This window comes from Photorhabdus luminescens subsp. luminescens (genome assembly GCF_001083805.1).
Lineage (GTDB): Bacteria > Pseudomonadota > Gammaproteobacteria > Enterobacterales > Enterobacteriaceae > Photorhabdus > Photorhabdus luminescens.
Genome location: NZ_JXSK01000001.1, coordinates 567,121 through 585,067 on the forward strand (window position 1 = coordinate 567,121; position 17,947 = coordinate 585,067).

General features: G+C 39.5%; 11 protein-coding genes. 4 read left to right on the top strand and 7 right to left on the bottom strand.

Annotated features, from left to right (window positions below):
- Positions 1 to 190: 190 nt before the first annotated feature.
- The 4 genes from TI10_RS02245 to TI10_RS02260 are packed head-to-tail and all read right to left on the bottom strand — an operon-like array spanning position 191 to position 7,291.
- Complete coding sequence (locus TI10_RS02245) at positions 191 to 745, bottom strand: SDR family NAD(P)-dependent oxidoreductase (RefSeq protein ID WP_049581540.1); 555 nt, start codon at positions 743 to 745, stop codon at positions 191 to 193.
- Position 746: 1 nt separating this feature from the next.
- Positions 747 to 2,072, bottom strand: a complete 1,326-nt coding sequence (locus TI10_RS02250; protein ID WP_049581541.1) for a cytochrome P450 — start codon at positions 2,070 to 2,072, stop codon at positions 747 to 749.
- Between the two features lie 25 nt (positions 2,073 to 2,097).
- Positions 2,098 to 4,017, bottom strand: coding sequence for a carbamoyltransferase C-terminal domain-containing protein (locus TI10_RS02255; RefSeq protein WP_049581542.1), 1,920 nt, complete (start codon positions 4,015 to 4,017; stop codon positions 2,098 to 2,100).
- Positions 4,018 to 4,045: 28 nt separating this feature from the next.
- Entirely contained in the window at positions 4,046 to 7,291 is a 3,246-nt protein-coding gene (locus TI10_RS02260; RefSeq protein WP_162202210.1) for an aminotransferase class I/II-fold pyridoxal phosphate-dependent enzyme, read from the bottom strand.
- A gap of 602 nt (positions 7,292 to 7,893) precedes the next feature.
- Here TI10_RS02260 and TI10_RS02265 point away from each other — a divergent pair.
- The 4 genes from TI10_RS02265 to TI10_RS02280 all read left to right on the top strand — a co-directional run bounded on the left by TI10_RS02265 (position 7,894) and on the right by TI10_RS02280 (position 12,628).
- Positions 7,894 to 8,826, top strand: a complete 933-nt coding sequence (locus TI10_RS02265; protein WP_074524801.1) for a phosphatidylinositol-specific phospholipase C — start codon at positions 7,894 to 7,896, stop codon at positions 8,824 to 8,826.
- A gap of 662 nt (positions 8,827 to 9,488) precedes the next feature.
- Positions 9,489 to 10,391, top strand: a complete 903-nt coding sequence (locus tag TI10_RS02270) for an Rpn family recombination-promoting nuclease/putative transposase (protein ID WP_049581545.1) — start codon at positions 9,489 to 9,491, stop codon at positions 10,389 to 10,391.
- A gap of 526 nt (positions 10,392 to 10,917) precedes the next feature.
- Entirely contained in the window at positions 10,918 to 11,574 is a 657-nt protein-coding gene (locus TI10_RS02275; protein WP_049581546.1) for an SGNH/GDSL hydrolase family protein, read from the top strand.
- Positions 11,575 to 11,584: 10 nt separating this feature from the next.
- Positions 11,585 to 12,628 carry an acyltransferase gene (locus TI10_RS02280; RefSeq protein WP_049581547.1) on the top strand — a complete coding sequence of 348 codons (1,044 nt, stop codon included), beginning with the start codon at positions 11,585 to 11,587 and terminating at the stop codon, positions 12,626 to 12,628.
- A gap of 169 nt (positions 12,629 to 12,797) precedes the next feature.
- Here the strand turns inward: TI10_RS02280 and TI10_RS02285 are convergent, their stop codons facing one another.
- The 3 genes from TI10_RS02285 to TI10_RS02295 all read right to left on the bottom strand — a co-directional run bounded on the left by TI10_RS02285 (position 12,798) and on the right by TI10_RS02295 (position 17,940).
- Complete coding sequence (locus TI10_RS02285) at positions 12,798 to 13,412, bottom strand: rhomboid family intramembrane serine protease (protein WP_049581548.1); 615 nt, start codon at positions 13,410 to 13,412, stop codon at positions 12,798 to 12,800.
- A gap of 279 nt (positions 13,413 to 13,691) precedes the next feature.
- Positions 13,692 to 14,858 carry a cupin domain-containing protein gene (locus tag TI10_RS02290; protein ID WP_049581549.1) on the bottom strand — a complete coding sequence of 389 codons (1,167 nt, stop codon included), beginning with the start codon at positions 14,856 to 14,858 and terminating at the stop codon, positions 13,692 to 13,694.
- Between the two features lie 184 nt (positions 14,859 to 15,042).
- The gene (locus tag TI10_RS02295; RefSeq protein ID WP_394298755.1) at positions 15,043 to 17,940 is read right to left on the bottom strand and encodes a salicylate synthase; all 2,898 of its coding nucleotides are present in this window, start codon (positions 17,938 to 17,940) and stop codon (positions 15,043 to 15,045) included.
- Positions 17,941 to 17,947 lie beyond the last annotated feature (7 nt).

Genomic DNA, 17,947 nt, shown 5'->3' on the forward strand with positions numbered 1-17,947 from the left:
GAAAAAATCGATTAAGGTATACACCGATGATTTCTCTATTACCTCCGGGATATATCTCTCTTTTTCTCTAATGATTGCCTTAACAATTTTTCTAGCGCATAAATCGACTGATATACCATGTTCCAGTTCACTATCAATGTGTTGATAAGGCTCGCCATTTCCAGTGAGGGATCTCATAGTAATATCGGTATTAATAAAACCGGGCAAACAAGCGTAACATTAATATTATCTTTCGTATGTTCAGCACGCAGAGACTCAAAAAACCATGTAATGCACTCTTCGATGCTGCATAGCCAGAGCGATTCGGAGTACCAAACTTACCTGCCACACTGGAGAGAACAACAAAATGTCCGCTCTTTTTCTCAATCATCGAAGGAAGTGCAGTTAATGCTATGTTAACAATAGATAAAAAATTTAAATTCATCAATTTGTCATAGACAAAGAACTGTGTGTCTGTGATTAAAGAGCGTTGACTGACGCCAGCAGTAAAAATGATACAGTCAATATTCCCCATCAGTTGAAGTACTTTATGTACCGCTTCTTTCGCTTCGTCATGATGTGTAATGTCGAAAGGGATAACATTTTCCTCTGGAAGATTAATTTCCGTCGCCAATTTTTTCAGCAAATCTTCTTTCCGGCTAGAAATAACCAGGTTTGTTGTATAAGAGCCAAGTTCCTTAACTAAGGCATGCCCAATCCCCATAGATGCGCCAATTACCCAGATGTTTTTTCCTGCCAAATTCATTTTATACTCCCTTATTATCAGCCAGACACCGCCAAACACCATTAACACCTTTCACAGGTCTGATAGTAATACCTGCTTTTAGTTCCGGATATCCCTGATAACTGGTTTCGAAAAATCCTCTTTTACAAAACTCACCGATAATAATCGGTAAAACCATGCGAGCATAATTCATACCCAAACATATTCTAGGGCCGGCGCCAAAAGGAATAAAAGTACGGTTAAGCTTATGGTTATATAGTTCGCCTAGCCAGCGCATAGGGATAAAGTCGTCAGCTTTTTCCCAGTAGTCTGGATGTCTCTGCAAACAATAAGGGGAAATAACCACCATTTTCCCTGCGGCAATCTTATATTCACCGATAGTGACATCTTCTTTAGCCGTCCGGGAAAAAGACCATACCGGAGGTAAAAGACGCATGCTTTCATTAATAACCGCGTTGGTATATTTTAATTCAAAAATATCATTGGTCTTTTCCAATACAGCTTGTGTATATTCATCTTTAATAATTTTATGCCAGCGTTCATAGCGGGAAATGAAATAAAATGTCCAGGTGGCTGCGGATGCAATCGTTTCGTAAGACGTTAGAAAAAAGGTAAGTAATTGATTCTTTATCTCATCATGATCAGTTTCATTTTCTAAGATCATATTTAACAGACAGTCTTTCCCGCTATGATGGTCATGATTTTTAATCATTTCAATGATTTGTCTGTCAAGTACAGATTTTTCCTTCCTGAATTTTAATGCAGCAAATGTAGGAATGTTAGGCGGCAGTTTAATAATCGCCTCAAGACGTTTAATGACATAATCAGAAGCATTTTCAAGCGCTATTGAAACGCTGTGCCTATTGATATCACTACTACTTTGTCCAAAGAGCGTTTTCAAGGCAATGTTCATGGAAAGATCAAGCATATCTTTGAATATGTCACGTCGATGCCCATCTAAAACAGTATTGTGAGAAAAGTTCGTGACGATATCTTTTATCGGAGCGATCAACGTGTTTAAACTGGATATAGTGAAAGCATGCCTGGCATTATCGCGTTGTTTTTTCCATACTTCACCTTCTGTAGTGACCATTCCCTGACCAAGCAATAACTCTAATTCGCGATAACTGGGGCTTTTAACAAAAAAATCCATCCTTTTTGCTAATATTTCTGCTACCCAATCTGGGTTGTTAATGAAAATGATACTCTCCGGGCCCATTCTTATTGTGCAAATATCCCCATTCTCTCTTGCTGCATTAAGGAATAGTGATAAAGCATCCGATTTATAATCCAATATTGAGCCAAATAAAGGTAAACCTTTTACTGCCTTAATCTCTTTATAGTTCACTCTTTTACACTCCTTTTATATTTTATCAAAAGTTGCCGATAATAAGAAAAGGCTTACGGATACCCGCTTTTTCAGCTTTCCTGCACTGATAATCGAAGTCGTAATATGCATGTTGCATCCGCTGAACGGTAGAATAACCATGAATGTTGAAAGAGGTATTGATTAACGCTGCATAACCAGTTTCATTTTCAACTTTCTTTAGCATTTCAATATCAACGTCTGATTTAACCACAAGCGGCCTGCCAGTGGTTCTACCATCATGCATTTTATGCATCACTCCTTCATATTTTTCTTCGGGTATATTATCGTTATAACTTAGCGCAATAATCATGCCATGAAGGGAGCCTGTTATTCTGTTTACTTCTTTAATGTTAAAGAGAACCGGCAAATTTTCTGATCTTAATACAGGGGCCATTGGCATATGGTCATCCCGGCCATTAAGAAGGTTAATTTCTTGCTTCAACTCACCCGTCGGTAAACACAGCGTGGAATTTGACATAAGTGCTCTGGGACCTAATTCCCCCCAGTTTTTTACTGTATTGACAATATATCCCTTACTCACATAGTGAGCTGTATTTTCAATAAAATCAGCTTGATTATCTGTATAAATGATATTCTTTGCATACTTACCGTTGTACGGCAAAGATAGATCACGCTTTAGCAATAACAGATTTACGCTTCTATGAGATAATGTATTATCAAGAATAACAGCGCCTGTCAGTGCATGCACAATATCACCAGCAAGGGGAGAGCAGCAGATATCTCCCTTTATACTATTCAATAAAACATTATTGAGTTTGACATTGAAATGAACGCCACCGCCAACAATCAGGTTTTCAGCTTTTTCATTAGCAATAAGTTTTACCAAGTAAGTTTCTAAAAATTTGTTAGCAATATAGGAGGAAATAACACGGATCTCATATTGACTTAATCCATTTAAGTGCCGCAACAACCACAACGGCATTCTCACATGCTTCACGGCCATTTCCTGCATATATTTAACAGAAAAGCCATGTGAAAAATGCTGATGTTCACTTTTTTCTAACAGAATTTCTGACGGAGACTTCTTTATCCCCAATAGGGTAACAGGCTTACGAGAACTGCTCCATTCAAGCTGGATTTTATTACGTTCGTGGTAATACGCCTTCTTTTTAGAAAAGTTTTCATCATTAACGCCGGGTAGGAAAGATTTAATATCACTTCTAATCGCTGACATCAAACCACATTGCTTATTTGACAGAAAACCATCGGATAATTTTATTATAATTCGGTTGAGTTTATTAAGTTTATTATCATCTAACAGGCGTGTTATTTCCGTTTCGTAACCAAGTGACTTATATTCGTCTTTCAACGGCGAAAAACCGGTATCGGCGTTGCATACTAGACGGGCAAATAATATTCCACATGAAAGATCTGCTGCGGAAATTCTTTTCACCCGCTGTAATGTCTTTATGCAATCTGCCAATGCTTTGTTTTTATCGATTATCACGGTATAGAGAGTTGTTGATTCATAATCATCTCCCGTACCATCAGTAATCAATATATGGTATTTTTTAGGTAGGCTGTTTTCTTTATGATGTTCCCAGGCTTCAATGATGCCATTTATCGCATGGGTAGCATGATGGTTTATTTTCAATTCATACAATTTTACTCTTTTTATGAATTTTTCAAATATTTCTCTATCGTTGCCACATAAAGCCTTTATAGTATGGTTATAATCAATCTCGCCAAGAAAATTAATGACATTCAATTCATCAATGTCATATTTCATCAATTTCAATATTGTGTGGATGGGGACATATTCTCCACCTTTTGAGCGACTCTCTTTTTCATCTTCAATGGCAAACATATCATCGGCATTATTCCATATGACCGCTGAAGCATTATGCCCTAAAAAGAGACATGCGTTCTTATAATGCTCTCTTTTTTTCATCATCGTGCTCATTGTTGGTTTCCATTATATTGAAAGTTAATTAAATGTGCTCTTTTATGATATTAAGAACTTTATTGATGTCCTCAACCGTGTGTCCATAGTTAATAAAAAAACGTAACCGAGCTTTATTCTCAGGTACGGCTGGATGCAAGATAGGCTGCACATTAATTAAATTCTCCCTCAACTTTTGATAAATATAGATACATTTATTCTCGTCGCCTATCATAAGAGGGATAACTGGGGTATCTTTACTGAATCCTGTATCTAAGCCAAGTGCATTCGCTTTATTAACGAAATATTTTGATAATTCTTGTACTTCATGAACTCGGTATTTTTCCTTTTGTATCACTTTAATGGCGGCAAGCGCCGATGCGGCGGCAGCCGGCGGCATGCCTGTGGTATAAACAAAACCCGGCGTCGTATATCGTAGATAAGTTATAAAGGATCGCTTGCCCGCGATATAGCCACCACAGCTTGCAAAGCTTTTACTAATTCCACCCATACAAATATCTATTTCCGATGGCATGACATCGCAATGTTCACAAACACCCCGTCCACTTTCTCCCAAAACCCCAATGGAAAGACATTCATCTATCATCAACAATACTTTATGCTTTTTCTTTATTTCGACAAATTTCTGCAAATCAGGAATATCACCATCCATGCTATAAGCACCTTCTATAAAAAGCATGACTTTCCTGTAATGTTTCCTTTTCTTATTAAGAAGTTCCTCAGCCATTTGCCAATTATTATGCGCAAACGGCAACATATCCGCCTGAGACAATTTTCCGCCCTGGAGAAGGCTGTCATGGCTATATTCATCGTACAAGATAAGATCGCCACGCTGCATTAAATGACCAATAACGGTAACGTTGCAAAAATTGCTGCTAACAAAAGTAATGGCGTCCTCATGACCGGTAAACTTCGCTATCTCGGCTTCCAAATCAACATGAACAGGGCGTTGACCCGCTACAATCCTTGCCGCAGAAGGGCTGGTGCCATATCGATTGATGGCTGCTATGGAGGCTGCTTTAACCTCAGGATGTTGAGCCAAGCCAAGATAATTATGGTTAGAGAAATTGAGGTAGCTTTTCTCATTCATTACTGTATGAGAACCATTCACGCCTTCATGGGTTGTAAAGAAGGGGAGACTAACGCCTTTCATTGATTCGAGACGAGCCTCAATTTCTTTTACACCTTTCAAATGTATAGGATTAAAGAACTCTTCGGGTATAGCATTAATATCTTCAAATACCTGATGATCACCTTCATTTTCTAGCTGACTCGTAATCTGCGTACGTAACTCAGGCGGTAGTTGGTTGTATCCGCTGATAAAATTGTAAATGGCTTCTAACTCATTTAAAAAAGACCCCAAATATTCATGACGCTCAAAAATATCTGAAGGTAATTGATGAGAGGTCAAATCTGAAAAATCGGCAAGCAAAGTCGCTTTCTGAAGTGAATCGATCCCGAGGTTATAGAGCTGAATTTCTCCAGCCGTTATATCAGGCAACCCTTCTCCCGTTTCTCGAATTAACCAGTTGTCAAACCAGTTTATAACGAAGGATTTATTCGTATCCTGATGGTTATTTTGCTGATCACGACTTGCAGACTGGGCATTCCATTCATCGATTACCGTTAATTTTCCAGAGAGAAGCAACTCCTGCATAGCCTTGCGACGTACTTTACCACTTGATGTCTTGAGTATTCCGCCAGGCCGGATAAGAATAATTTTACTAACCGAGACTTCATGGTTATTAGTAATATTAACTCTTATTTTCTTCATTATTTCTTTGACATCGATTTTCTTAATGTCGATTCTTTTTACTTCTTGTATGACGATGACCCCTTTTTCATCCGCAAAAGCGACACATCCCCCTGAAATAAGCGCAGCATCAGACATCTGTGACGTATTTTCTATATCTTGGGGATAGTGATTTTTTCCTCTGATAATAATGACGTCTTTGATCCTGCCACTAATATATAACTCTCCATCAAATAAAAATCCCAAATCGCCTGTTCGCAAATAAGGGCCTTTATTATCTGAGGTATACTGATTGAACGCACCGCTGGTGGCATTCTCATTATTCCAGTAACCGTAAGTCACGGAAGGCCCTTTCAACCAAATTTCGCCGACTTTACCTTCAGGCAATACATCTGCCATATCATTTTTGCAGATAATAATCTCTTGATTTTCGTATGGTTTGCCATGACTGACCAATGCGGTGTTGCCATTTACGCTGTTGGCTTTAATAGCGTTTCCTTCACTCAATGCTCTCGAATTAAAATTCTCTATTTTCATTCCGTAGTTATTAGTTACAGGCCCTGAAACATACAGGGTACTCTCTGCCAACCCATAACAGGGGTAAAGAGCGTTCTTGTTAAAACCGTGAGAGCTAAATCGTTCGGAAAAACGTTGCAGGATATCCGCTCTGACTGGCTCTGCTCCACTAAATGCATTCTTCCAATTTGAAAGATCAATAGACTCCAAATCTTTATCGCTTATTCTTTCAACACTTTGCTCATAGATAAAGTTAGGTCCGCCGGAAATGGTCGCTTTATATTTTGAAATGGCTTTTAACCACAATGCGGGTTGCTGAATGACTACGGTAGGCGGCATCAATACAACCGGAACGCCGCTATAGAAAGGCTGGAGTATACCGCCTAATAAGCCCATATCATGGTAGGGCGGAAGCCAAATAACGCCACAGGCCTCTTCTGAACATGCAAACCTATTTTTTATTGCCTCCAGATTATTGATTAAATTTTCATAACCGACCATGACGCCTTTAGGCTCACCGGTTGAACCCGAGGTATACTGGAGCAATGCCAGATTTGATCCGCCCCGGTAAGATACATCTTCCTGCGCCGCTATTAATTCATTTGCTGATATTACCTTTACTCCATTAAAACCGCTTTCTTTTGCAAATACTTCTTTTATTTTCTCACTCTGTTTTGAGGTTGTGATAACTAATCGGGCGCCACTATCCATTATAATTTTCAGAATAGTATCCCAACCTCTTCCCTCGGGGCGGGCGCTATTCACGGGTACCGCGACCACACTTGAGTATAAGCACGCGGCCATTGTCTGAACAAAGAGCAGACCGGAAGGCAACATAACTATTACCCGATCGCCAGGCTGACAGTATTGCTGTAAATAATAAGCGATACTTTTTTGACCTCGATGTAAATTCTTCCAGCTTAATTGTTCTTCTTCTCTTTCTCCGTCGGAAAGGAACTTAAAAATTAACTCGTGAGCATTTTCCGATGCTCTTTTTTCAATCATTTGACAAATGGTGTTCATTGATTAACCTTGTAGTGAAGCCCGCGTTGATGATTCAATGTTCTTTAATTTAGAATGACACTTAAGAATATGTAAAGTGTTGTACATATTTAAGCTTGCAAAGAGTTTGAGGACTAGTGGAACGAAAACGATACGCTAAAATCGTCAGAACACTTTCATTAACTGCTTGACTGAATGGCCGTAGTTCTCCTTTCATCACTTGCCCAGACCGCGTAAACACTGCACCCTAAAATAGAAAAAGGGATAGATCTTTCTATTTTAAATATATAAATAATGGTTATATTATGTATGTTAATCGCGGTTACGCCATGACTTTAAAATTGACGGTGAATAGCCAAAAATATATTTGTACTACAATTTATTTTAAATGATTTTAGATTAACGGTAATATCTGTTTATTCTACTATGATTAACCTTATAATATAATCACTATATTTTTCAATAATTACTTTACCGAATTTCCTATTATTAGTGAGTTTCTGATTTTTTCAGAATAATAGCTATACTTGAGAATAATAATGCCGCTCTATGCCATACGTTAAATACCTCTTAGATAACTTAAGTTAATATAGTGAGAAATGAATATGGATAATAACAGTAATAATACCGATGAAAAATTAGACATTGAGCGTTCTCTTTCAGGATGTGCTCCTAATGCTTGGATGGGACAATTGCATGATGATAATCGACTTTTGAGTCATATCACTATTCCTGGAACACATGAAAGTTGCGCTCATAGAAACATATCGGGGCTTGCTAAATGCCAAGATTTGTCAGTATCGGACCAATTGCAGCTAGGAATTCGCTATTTGGATATCCGATGTCATGCAGAGACGAATAATAGAGGATTTGTTATTGATGGCTATAAGGACAGATGGATTTTTGAAATGCATCATGGGATCATCAATGAATACATCGTATTCGATAAAGTCGTTATTGACTGTCAGAATTTTCTTAAAGCTAATCCATCAGAAACAATTCTGATGAGTATCAAGCAAGAGCAATCAACGGAACCAGACGAACTATTCAATGCAATTTTCAAGCATTACAAGGACAAATACTCTCCGCTCTTTCATGATGACAGCCAAATTCCAAAGCTTGGTGATGTCAGAGGGAAGATTGTTGTCATCTCAAGGAATAAAGGGTTGCCCGGGATTGCCTGGACATCAATAGATATTGAGGATCACTATGATGACCCTGGGAAGGAGGAGAAATATCATTTTGTCGTTGCTCATCTCGAAAAGGCGTTAAAGTATCGCGGGGATACTCTATATCTGACTAACACGAGTGCATACAGTGGCCCTGATTTCACTCTTGATTATGCTTTTTACATGTACAAAAGTCTTAAGAATTGGATCATTCACACCTACCAACCTGAACACCCGGGCCACGATAAGCCAACTCTCGGAATCGTAGCGATGGACTTTGTTGGCAGATGGAATAACGGCGATATAGTTTCCCTACTTTATGAAGGCTGCAATTCCAACAAAATACCAGGTTGTTCAAAGGAACACTAGCTGTCCTGATGCTGGTGTTCGGAGCCATCCACGGATGTTGTAGGATTTCAGCATCGGCAAAACGGTTCAACGCACTCTGTGCAGCGGGAACATGGTGTAGTTCTTCTTTTAGCATGGGGACTACATGATCGAATGAGTTCATAGTTGGGCCTATATTTTTGTTAGATTATTAATTCCCAATTCCGATACTCAGGATTGGAATGTTCAAGTTTTAGGTCAGACACTCAAATGATATATAAAGACTAGAAGCCCGTTATAGAATGTCAAGAATCGTTGAATGGTTTTAGAAAAATATCTTTTTATTTCCTTGATAAAGTTATTAAACATATAATTAATTTTTCATCATTTTAAATATATGGTTATCCCATTTTGTGCATAATCAAACGTAGTTTTTTATAAAAACGGGATAACGGTTGGTGTTTAAGAGGATAAATGTGGTGGATACAGTTAACAATAGCCAAAAGGCGATAACACTATTCATGGTAATGGATAATCATCGAAAAGAAAGGTTCTGAGAAGGAAATCATATTCAGTAATGGAACTAATTGATTGGCTGGAGGCAGATGATAATATGTTGTACATTGGTTGCGGATCTCTTCCAGAGATATTATAGCTTTGACAATGAGCAGCGATGACTAACTGATAAGACAGAGAAACGGATTGTGGCAAAGAAAGAAAAACAACCTCACCATGACGCGTTATTCAAACATTTTTTAACGCAGCCCGAAACGGCCAGGGAGTTTCTATCCCTTTATCTGCCCGAAGAGATCCAGTCGTTGTGTGATTTAGCCACATTGAAACTGGAACCCGGCAGTTTTGTGGACCGGCATTTACGTCAACTGCACAGTGATGTGCTGTACTCGGTTAAAACGGTCCAAGGACCAGGTTATATCTACTGTCTGATTGAGCATCAGTCCACCCCTGACCCGTTTATGGCCTGGCGGTTGATGTATTACGCCATGTCAGCGATGGCGGCTCACCTGAAAAAAGGCCATACTGAACTCCCTTTGGTGGCGCCTCTGCTGTTTTATCATGGCGAGGTTCGACCTTATCCTTACTCAAACCGGTGGCTGGATTGTTTTACGCTTCCTGAACAGGCTGCTCGCTTATACCGTCAGGCGTTTCCGTTGGTGGACGTCAGTGTGCTCAGCGATGAAGAAATCCTGACACATAAAGGCGTTGCCCTGATGGAGCTGGTGCAAAAACACATCCGCTGTCGGGATATGCTGGAATGGGTCCCTCAATTGGTGGAACTCTTGAATGCGGGGTATAATACAACCGAGCAGCGCAATATTGCGTTAAGCTATATTTTACTGAATGGACATACGCTGGATCTCTCCCAATTTGTCCATCAACTGATTGAACAATCTCCGGAGCATGAAACGATGTTGATGACTATTGCAGAACAGCTTGAACAAAAAGGGCGCGAGCAAGGCCGAGTTGAAGGTAGAGAGGAAGGTAAACTGGAAACGGCTCGTGCCTTATTACGGCATGGAGTGAGTTTGGACATTATTGTCACCAGTACCGGACTGAGCCGGGATAAAATTGAAATGTTAAAGCATTAAATTAATCTCCTCTTTCGCTGCAAAATGCCGATATTCAAGATCGGCATTTTTGTTATTAAATTCAGGTGGTCAGGAATTCAATATTATGTTTCAGATCCATTTTTCTCCTTAGCTAATTTATCAGCCATTTCTTTAGCAAACTAATTATCGCTATCAGCATTTTTTAGTGCCTGACAATAATTTGTTTATGATAGCCAATCCGTATTTCTGTTATGAATGTGTACGATTAAAGGGTCGTAAAAGGGGTTGATATCGAACTATTTATATGAGACAACTTTATCCGAGATCCAACCGCAGTGACGAAATTCATTTTCACTATCCGGTCAGCGATCCTCATACGGATATGATTTACATGGGATCAGGATGATGACTCGTCATATAGACCAAGCTACCAATAAAACACAAAGGCTTCTCGCCGAACATCCGGGCGCCATTCTACTGAAACGCCTGCGTCCATTCCAGCTAACATTCGATACTGATAGAAAGCCAGTCGGTCTACATTTTATTTTTAAAAGGATGAAAGTGAATGTCTTATATTCAATCGCATTTGAAGGGAGGGTGTTGGTTTGCCCTCGGAGACAGTATAACTGAAAGAGGGTGGTATCAACCAATAGTGACTAAAGATTTAAGTCTAAAAGAATGGAAAAACTACGGAATAGGGGGAACATGCATAGCCCAAAAAGATAAAAATGACAATTCAGCCATTTGTTTAAGATATGAAAAAATGGGAAGTAATCCAGATATTATTACAATATGGGGAGGGGTAAATGATTTTGGATTTGACTTTGGCTCCTATGGGGGTGTGGAAATAGGCGATTATAAAGATAGAACCTCCTTGACATTTATTGGAGGCATGAAGTTATTAATGACTGGCATTACCAAAAAATACCCATTAGCGAGAATAGGGTTTATTATAACAACACCAATATCAGTACAAAGAGGTATGAATAGTAAAAACGCCAAAGGGTACTACTTGTCTGACTATTGCAACGTTTGTCGGGAAATTTGCGAAAAACACTCCATCCCATATCTGGATTTGTTAAAACAATCTGGATTCAATGAAGGAAATATCGATATTATGACCAGCAATAGCTTGGGCACAGTGTCCGATGGTTTGCATCCATCAAAAATAGGTATGGCCAGGCTTGCCCCAAAAATTTCAAACTTCATTTTATCCATTTAAGAGACAAATAATGAGAATATTAACCATAGATTTATTAAAGATCGTTTCTATATTTTTCGTTGTAATTTCTCACGTTACTTTATTTTTCTTGTTGCGCGATGATAATGACGTGGTTTTGTATTTTTTTAGGCAGATCGGTCAGTTGGGAGTCTCGTTGTTTTTTATGTGCAGTGGCTATTTTTTACTAAACAACAAGCATGAAAAGCAGGTGGATTACATCATTAATAAAGCCAAAGGGATATTAACTGTATTGTTGTTTTGGCTTATCTTTTATTATCTTTATGACACATGTTTTATCAGTAAATTTACAACAGTACCTACTGTTGATTTTTTAAATTATATTAATGTTAGTAGAACCACATCAGACGCCACCCATTTATGGTTTATATTTGCAATTGTCTCTCTCTACATATTAACACCACTAATGCGTAACACATTTAACGAAACAAATGCAAAGGGGATTATGAAAATACTTGTCATAATGCTTATAATTTCTAATCTTACATTGCTGAATGCACTAACAGATTACCAATTCTCTTTTTCCCTAATTCCATTCAATATTTTGCTTCCGTTCCAAGTTGAGGGTTTGATTAGTTTCTTGATAGGCGGATATTTAGGGCTAACTAAACCTCAAATAAAGACTTTTTCCTGTAAACACATAATGCTGCTGGTGTTTTTTATTATATCATTGATATCTTTATCAATCATTTCATCCAGGACGGGGATGACCTTCTTTTATGGGAAGTTTTATAATATATTCCTTCAGGTTTCTTCGGTTTGCCTGTTTTTATTCTTGGTTAATTTGAATATCAACGAAATACCATTATTAATAAATGATATTAGCAAGAATATACTAGGAATATATCTCGTTCACAATATTTTTGTTATTGAAATACATAACGAATTTGTCCATAATTTATTTTTAGAAAAATTTAATTACATAAATATATATGTTTACATAATAGCCTATTCTTTGCTGGCTTTTACTCTGTCATATATATTATGTGTTTTGCTACGGAAATCAAAAATAACATCAAAAATTATAACCATCTAACGTTATATTTTCGTTGGCAGTAAAATGTATTAGCTAAATGGAAGGCGTTTTGCAATTATCACAGACCACACAGTGGTTTGAAAGGTAAAACGCCTTATGAGGCTTCCGTTGAAAAAATGTTTCATAGAATATTCTCAATTATTAATTTATTCGTGGATAATTATTATTTTCAAATAACAATATTATCAAAATAAGATTTATTTTTCCTATAGAAAAACAAACTCATTGCAAGCCCAATACAAATAGAAAGAACATGACCTGGCTTAGGGTAGTGAGCATAAATAAAATCTAAAGCCATCGCCGGCAGCATGGAAAAAACAACAGCGAACTTTAATATACCAGAGGTATGTTCTTTGACAAAAACCAACAACAATGCAAAGGAAGATACGCCCAAAACAGCTTGTGATGCTCCTGTACCAATATTCCAAGGGTAACTAACAAAGTTAGTACTATAAAGAGTTCCCAAAGCACCAGAAGTAAACCATAAAACTAATAAAAATTTAGATCCAAGATGTTTTTCTAATAAAATTCCCAGTATGGAAAATGATAGCACATTGTAGACCATATGCAGTTGTTTAACATGTATGAACTGAGAAACCAGAAGTCGCCAATATCCAAATTCATATAATTTACTTGGTGTTAACCCTCCATATTTCTCTAGATCTATAATACTTATTTTACCGATAAAGCTACCTGTTAATGAATATGAAACAAATGTGGAATAAACAATTGTCACACATACTATAAATAATGTTGTTATAGGCGTTTTTTCAATTTGGAACATTCAATATTTCCTTCATAATCATGAGATGTCATCATAAATTATATCAAGTAAATCTTTACATGTAATGTCTATATCATCAATTTTACTTGATTCTATGTTACGCTTTAAAGTTAGTTACAATCTCAGGATTATCCAACCCTCTTTTTATTGGTAAATATTAAGATTAATACCTACCTGTTTAATCATTTTTACTACTGTTAAATAAAGCCCCGTGTAAACGAGGCTATTTCTGATATACAAGGTTATGTAAGTTTCTTCAATACACCACGGTGTAATATCTCAACTCCTACGGCGTGATATAACTAACTTATCCTTAGGACGATCCACCCAATCGGAAGGCTTATTGTTGAAGTTATCCGCCAGCAGATAAGACGGAGTTTTAGCTAGCCAATCAGAGAGTGAAATATCTTCGTAAATACCATTATCCAGTACAACCAGCACTGTAAGATCATCATTGCCAATATTTTCGATATAGTGACCAAATCCTTGTGGCACATAACCAACATCAGTTGGCCCATATTTTGCGGTTTGTGCGTGTCCGTGGGAACTAAACACGGTCATACGTCCTTTGCCTGAAATGTAATATTGCCACTCGTTGGCATTCGGATGCCAATGTAATTCACGTATTGCGCCAGGTTTAACCGTCTCTATGAGACCGGTGATCGTTGTAGAAATAGGAAATTCTTTCGATGATGCCCGATAAATACTTCCTGCATCGTTTTCAAAGAAGGGTTTGTTCTTCAAAAGTTCATAACGGTGGGTGAGTGGAGCATCATTCAATCCCCCATCGTCAGCAGGTAGAGGAAGTTTTGGCGGTATGGCGCCACCAACGATGTAAGCTTCACCCTGTTTAATATTAGAAAAAACAGATGCCGGCATGTTAACGCTTTTCTCAAGCACCTCTTTCGGCATATGCGTTATCCAATCAGTGATGCTGAAAGTACCAAATTCTGAGAAGTGCCCGTTATCAAAAGCCAGAATAAAATGCGCGCCATCTGCAAGCGCCTGAATGGAATGACCATGACCTTTGGGAAAATACCATACATCGCCGGGGCCAAAATCGGCTACTTCACTTTTGCCTTCCGGATCGATAATGGTAATACGCGCATGACCTTCAAGCATATATGCCCATTCAGCGGCAATAGCATGCCAATGAAGTTCACGGACACCACCCGGTTTAAGTAACATATCAACACCAGCAACACCTTCAGATATCGGAAATTGTTCTACTGTAGCTTCCCGTGCCCATCCATTTTCCAATATCCGTTTTTTGCTATCGGTGAATTTATATTTATACAAACTTTTGGCATTTGTTGGCGGTTTATTATCACCAGCAGTGATTGTATTGTGTTGTTCATCAGCAGCGGCAGCTTTAATCATACCGCCCATGCTAGCGGCTGCCGCGCCAATTGCGGATGCCTTCAAGATATCACGACGAGAGAACATATTTATTGCCTCCAGGTAAAATGGGTATCAGCAGGAATAAAGCTGATATCTATTTGTTTGGGTTTTTTTAAGTTAATGGTTGTCACAGAAGGAAAAATTAGAGGTGACCTGTTAAGCATAGTAGAAAATGAGTCGTCTAGGGAAAACCAGAGACAACTCTGGTTTTCCCGGAAGTGTTATTACTTCATTCTTTTTTGCCAGAATAAGGGCGAACGTATTTCATAATGCAGTCAAGTTTTTCACAAGTTTCCTGCCATTCTCTTTCTGGTTTTGAATCTCTTACCAATCCTGCACCCGCCTGAAGCCAACAGCGCCCTTGATATTGATAGAGAGAACGTAATACCAGCGCCGCATCCAGTTTACCTGAGCTATCTAGTAACATGACACAACCGCTATAAAGCCGGCGTGGTTCGCCTTCATAACGTGAAATTGCCTGTAAAGAAGGTTTTTTCGGTATCCCAGAAGCGGTTACTGCCGGGAATAGGGCGATAAACGCATCCCAACAATTTTTGTCTGTTTGTAGTAATCCTTTTACCCGTGATGCCAAATGTTGTACTGAACCCCGTTCACGAATCGCCATAAACTCTGACACACAAAGTGTTTCAGACTGACAAATCGGCGCCAGCTCTTCTAATGCCAATTTGGCTGAAACGGCATGTTCTGAGATCTCTTTCGGGTCAGAAAGCAAATCTGCTCTCAATCGTTGATCCTGATCTTTGTCATGTGTCAATGCTCTAGTTCCAGCCAATGGTTGCGTGCTGACCCAACCTGAACCATCTGCTTCAACCACGGTTTCTGGGCTGAAACCATAAACAGAGAAATCTTCATCCCGTAAGAAGAAGGAGCGGGCAGGTGTATTAGCCTGACGACCTAACCAGTAACTGTGCGGCATATCAATGTCTGAGCCAAGTTCAACCCGACGTGACAGGATCACTTTCTGGTAGTGGCCCGCAGCAATATCCTTAACCGCATTGGCGACGTTATCCTGATAATATTTCGCTGCGTCTGGCTTATTAATGATTTCCATATCTTCTGTACATGAGAAAACGGGTGTGCCTAATTGATCAGCCTGGCTAATTTTCCCACTCAATATGGCAAGTTGACCTTCTTCGAGCGTTCGTATCAGAACCTGTCCTTGAGTTATGCGTAATTCATGTTGTGGAATGGTGATTTTTATTAACGCTTCGTTTTGTTGTGCTAATGGCAACCCATATGTCATGTGGGAGAATTCAAATAAAGTTCTTCCATAGGCCCGCCAATCCTGAATGGGGAGGGCATTAAGCGCCTGTTCCAGTTTTTGGCTCAATGTGCTGATATCGTATGGATGACAATTACCTTGTGCATCAAGCAATTGTCCCGATGCATCCGCGCAGATGGTCGCTGCACAGCCTATCCCCAATGACCATTCACCTTTCACTTCATAAAGCATATAAGGTTGTGCATTGTCATCCGAAAGCAAATGCGTAATTAAATCTAACGGAGTGCTGGCAATCGAGACGGTTTGTTCATGATATTGCTGCATCGGACAGCCATGTTCTGCCTGTGCCATCTGTACCAAGCGGCGTTTATCGATTTTTCCCACAGTGGTGAGTGGCCAATATGGGACAAACAACCATTGATCAGGGATTTTATGACGCTGAACGCCTTTCTGCTGTAGAAATTCCTCTATTTGCCCCGGTTCTGGTTGATTACCGTTGTTAGGTAAACAAGCGCAAGTTCGTTCACCCAACAGTTCATCAGGCACAGAAATGACAACTGCATCATCAATGTCAGGGTGTTGTAACAACAAGGTTTCAACTTCTTGGGTCGAAATTTTTTCACCACTGCGGTTAATCTGCTCTTTAATTCGGCCTTCAACGATCAGGTTGCCATCTGAGGTCATTCGCACCAGATCGCCAGTACGATAGAACCCATCGGTGGTGAAAGCCACAGTATTATGCTGTTCTGCACGGTAATATCCCGTGATGGTGTAGGGGCCACGTGTAATCAGCTCCCCGACCTCACTGGGCGCCACAGGTTGCAAATTGGCATCAACAATCTTGATTTCATCTTCTTCTGATAACGGACGCCCTTGAGTATTAATAATGACCTCATGAGGATCATCCAATCGGGTATAACAGAGCAATCCTTCTGCTGTACCAAACACTTGCTGCAAAGGTCCAAGGCGTGCTATTACCTGTTCCGCCAGTTCTGGCGTCAACCTGCCTCCACCTACTTGCAAACAGCGTAAGGATGAAAGATCGCTTTGTTCCCAGTCGCGAGCCTGTTCCCAGAGCCGCGCCAGAGCCGGAACTAATGCTAGATGGGTTACCTTGTACTGTTCGATCAACGGCATAGCTTCATCACAACTGGCGGTATCACTCATAAGAACACTGCCGCCTTGAGAAAGGGTACCCAGAATACCGGGGCTGCCTAATGTGAAGTTATGTGCAACAGGCAGCACAGCTAAATAAACGCTTTCCGTGTTTACTGCACACAGGCGAGCAGAGAGCACAAAATCATAAGTATAAGCATCGTGAGTACGGGGAATTAATTTCGGTGTACCGGTCGTTCCCCCTGAAAGCAACAATACGGCAATATCGCCATAGCTTGGACCGGGAATATTTGCCGGTTCATCATCAATGGAGGCCAATGCGGTAAATTCCTCCGCTTCTCCGTCAACAATAATATGTTTCAAATCGGGGCAAGATGCCGCAATTTCTCGCGCCATTTCCCGGTAGTCAAAATCATGGATGCAATCAGGAATAATGTAAGCGACCGGGCGGGCAATCTGGCAAAGGGCATGAACGTCATGTGTCCGCTGTGTCGGCATTAATAACACAGGATGAGCGCCTAACCTAAACAGGGCAAAACAGGTAACGACAAAGGAGATACGGTTAGGCAGTTGTACCATAACGTTATCCCCGCGACGGACCCCACGACGAAATAGTCCACTAGCCAATCTCTCTGCGGATTGGTGCAATTCACGGTAAGTTAGTTGTTGTTCTTGATAGATCAGCGCTGTTTTATCGCCCCAAATACCAGACCATCCGGCAAGTTGTTGGTCTAGCGTTTTGCCATTCCAAAGATAGTCTGGCGTCATAGTAAGT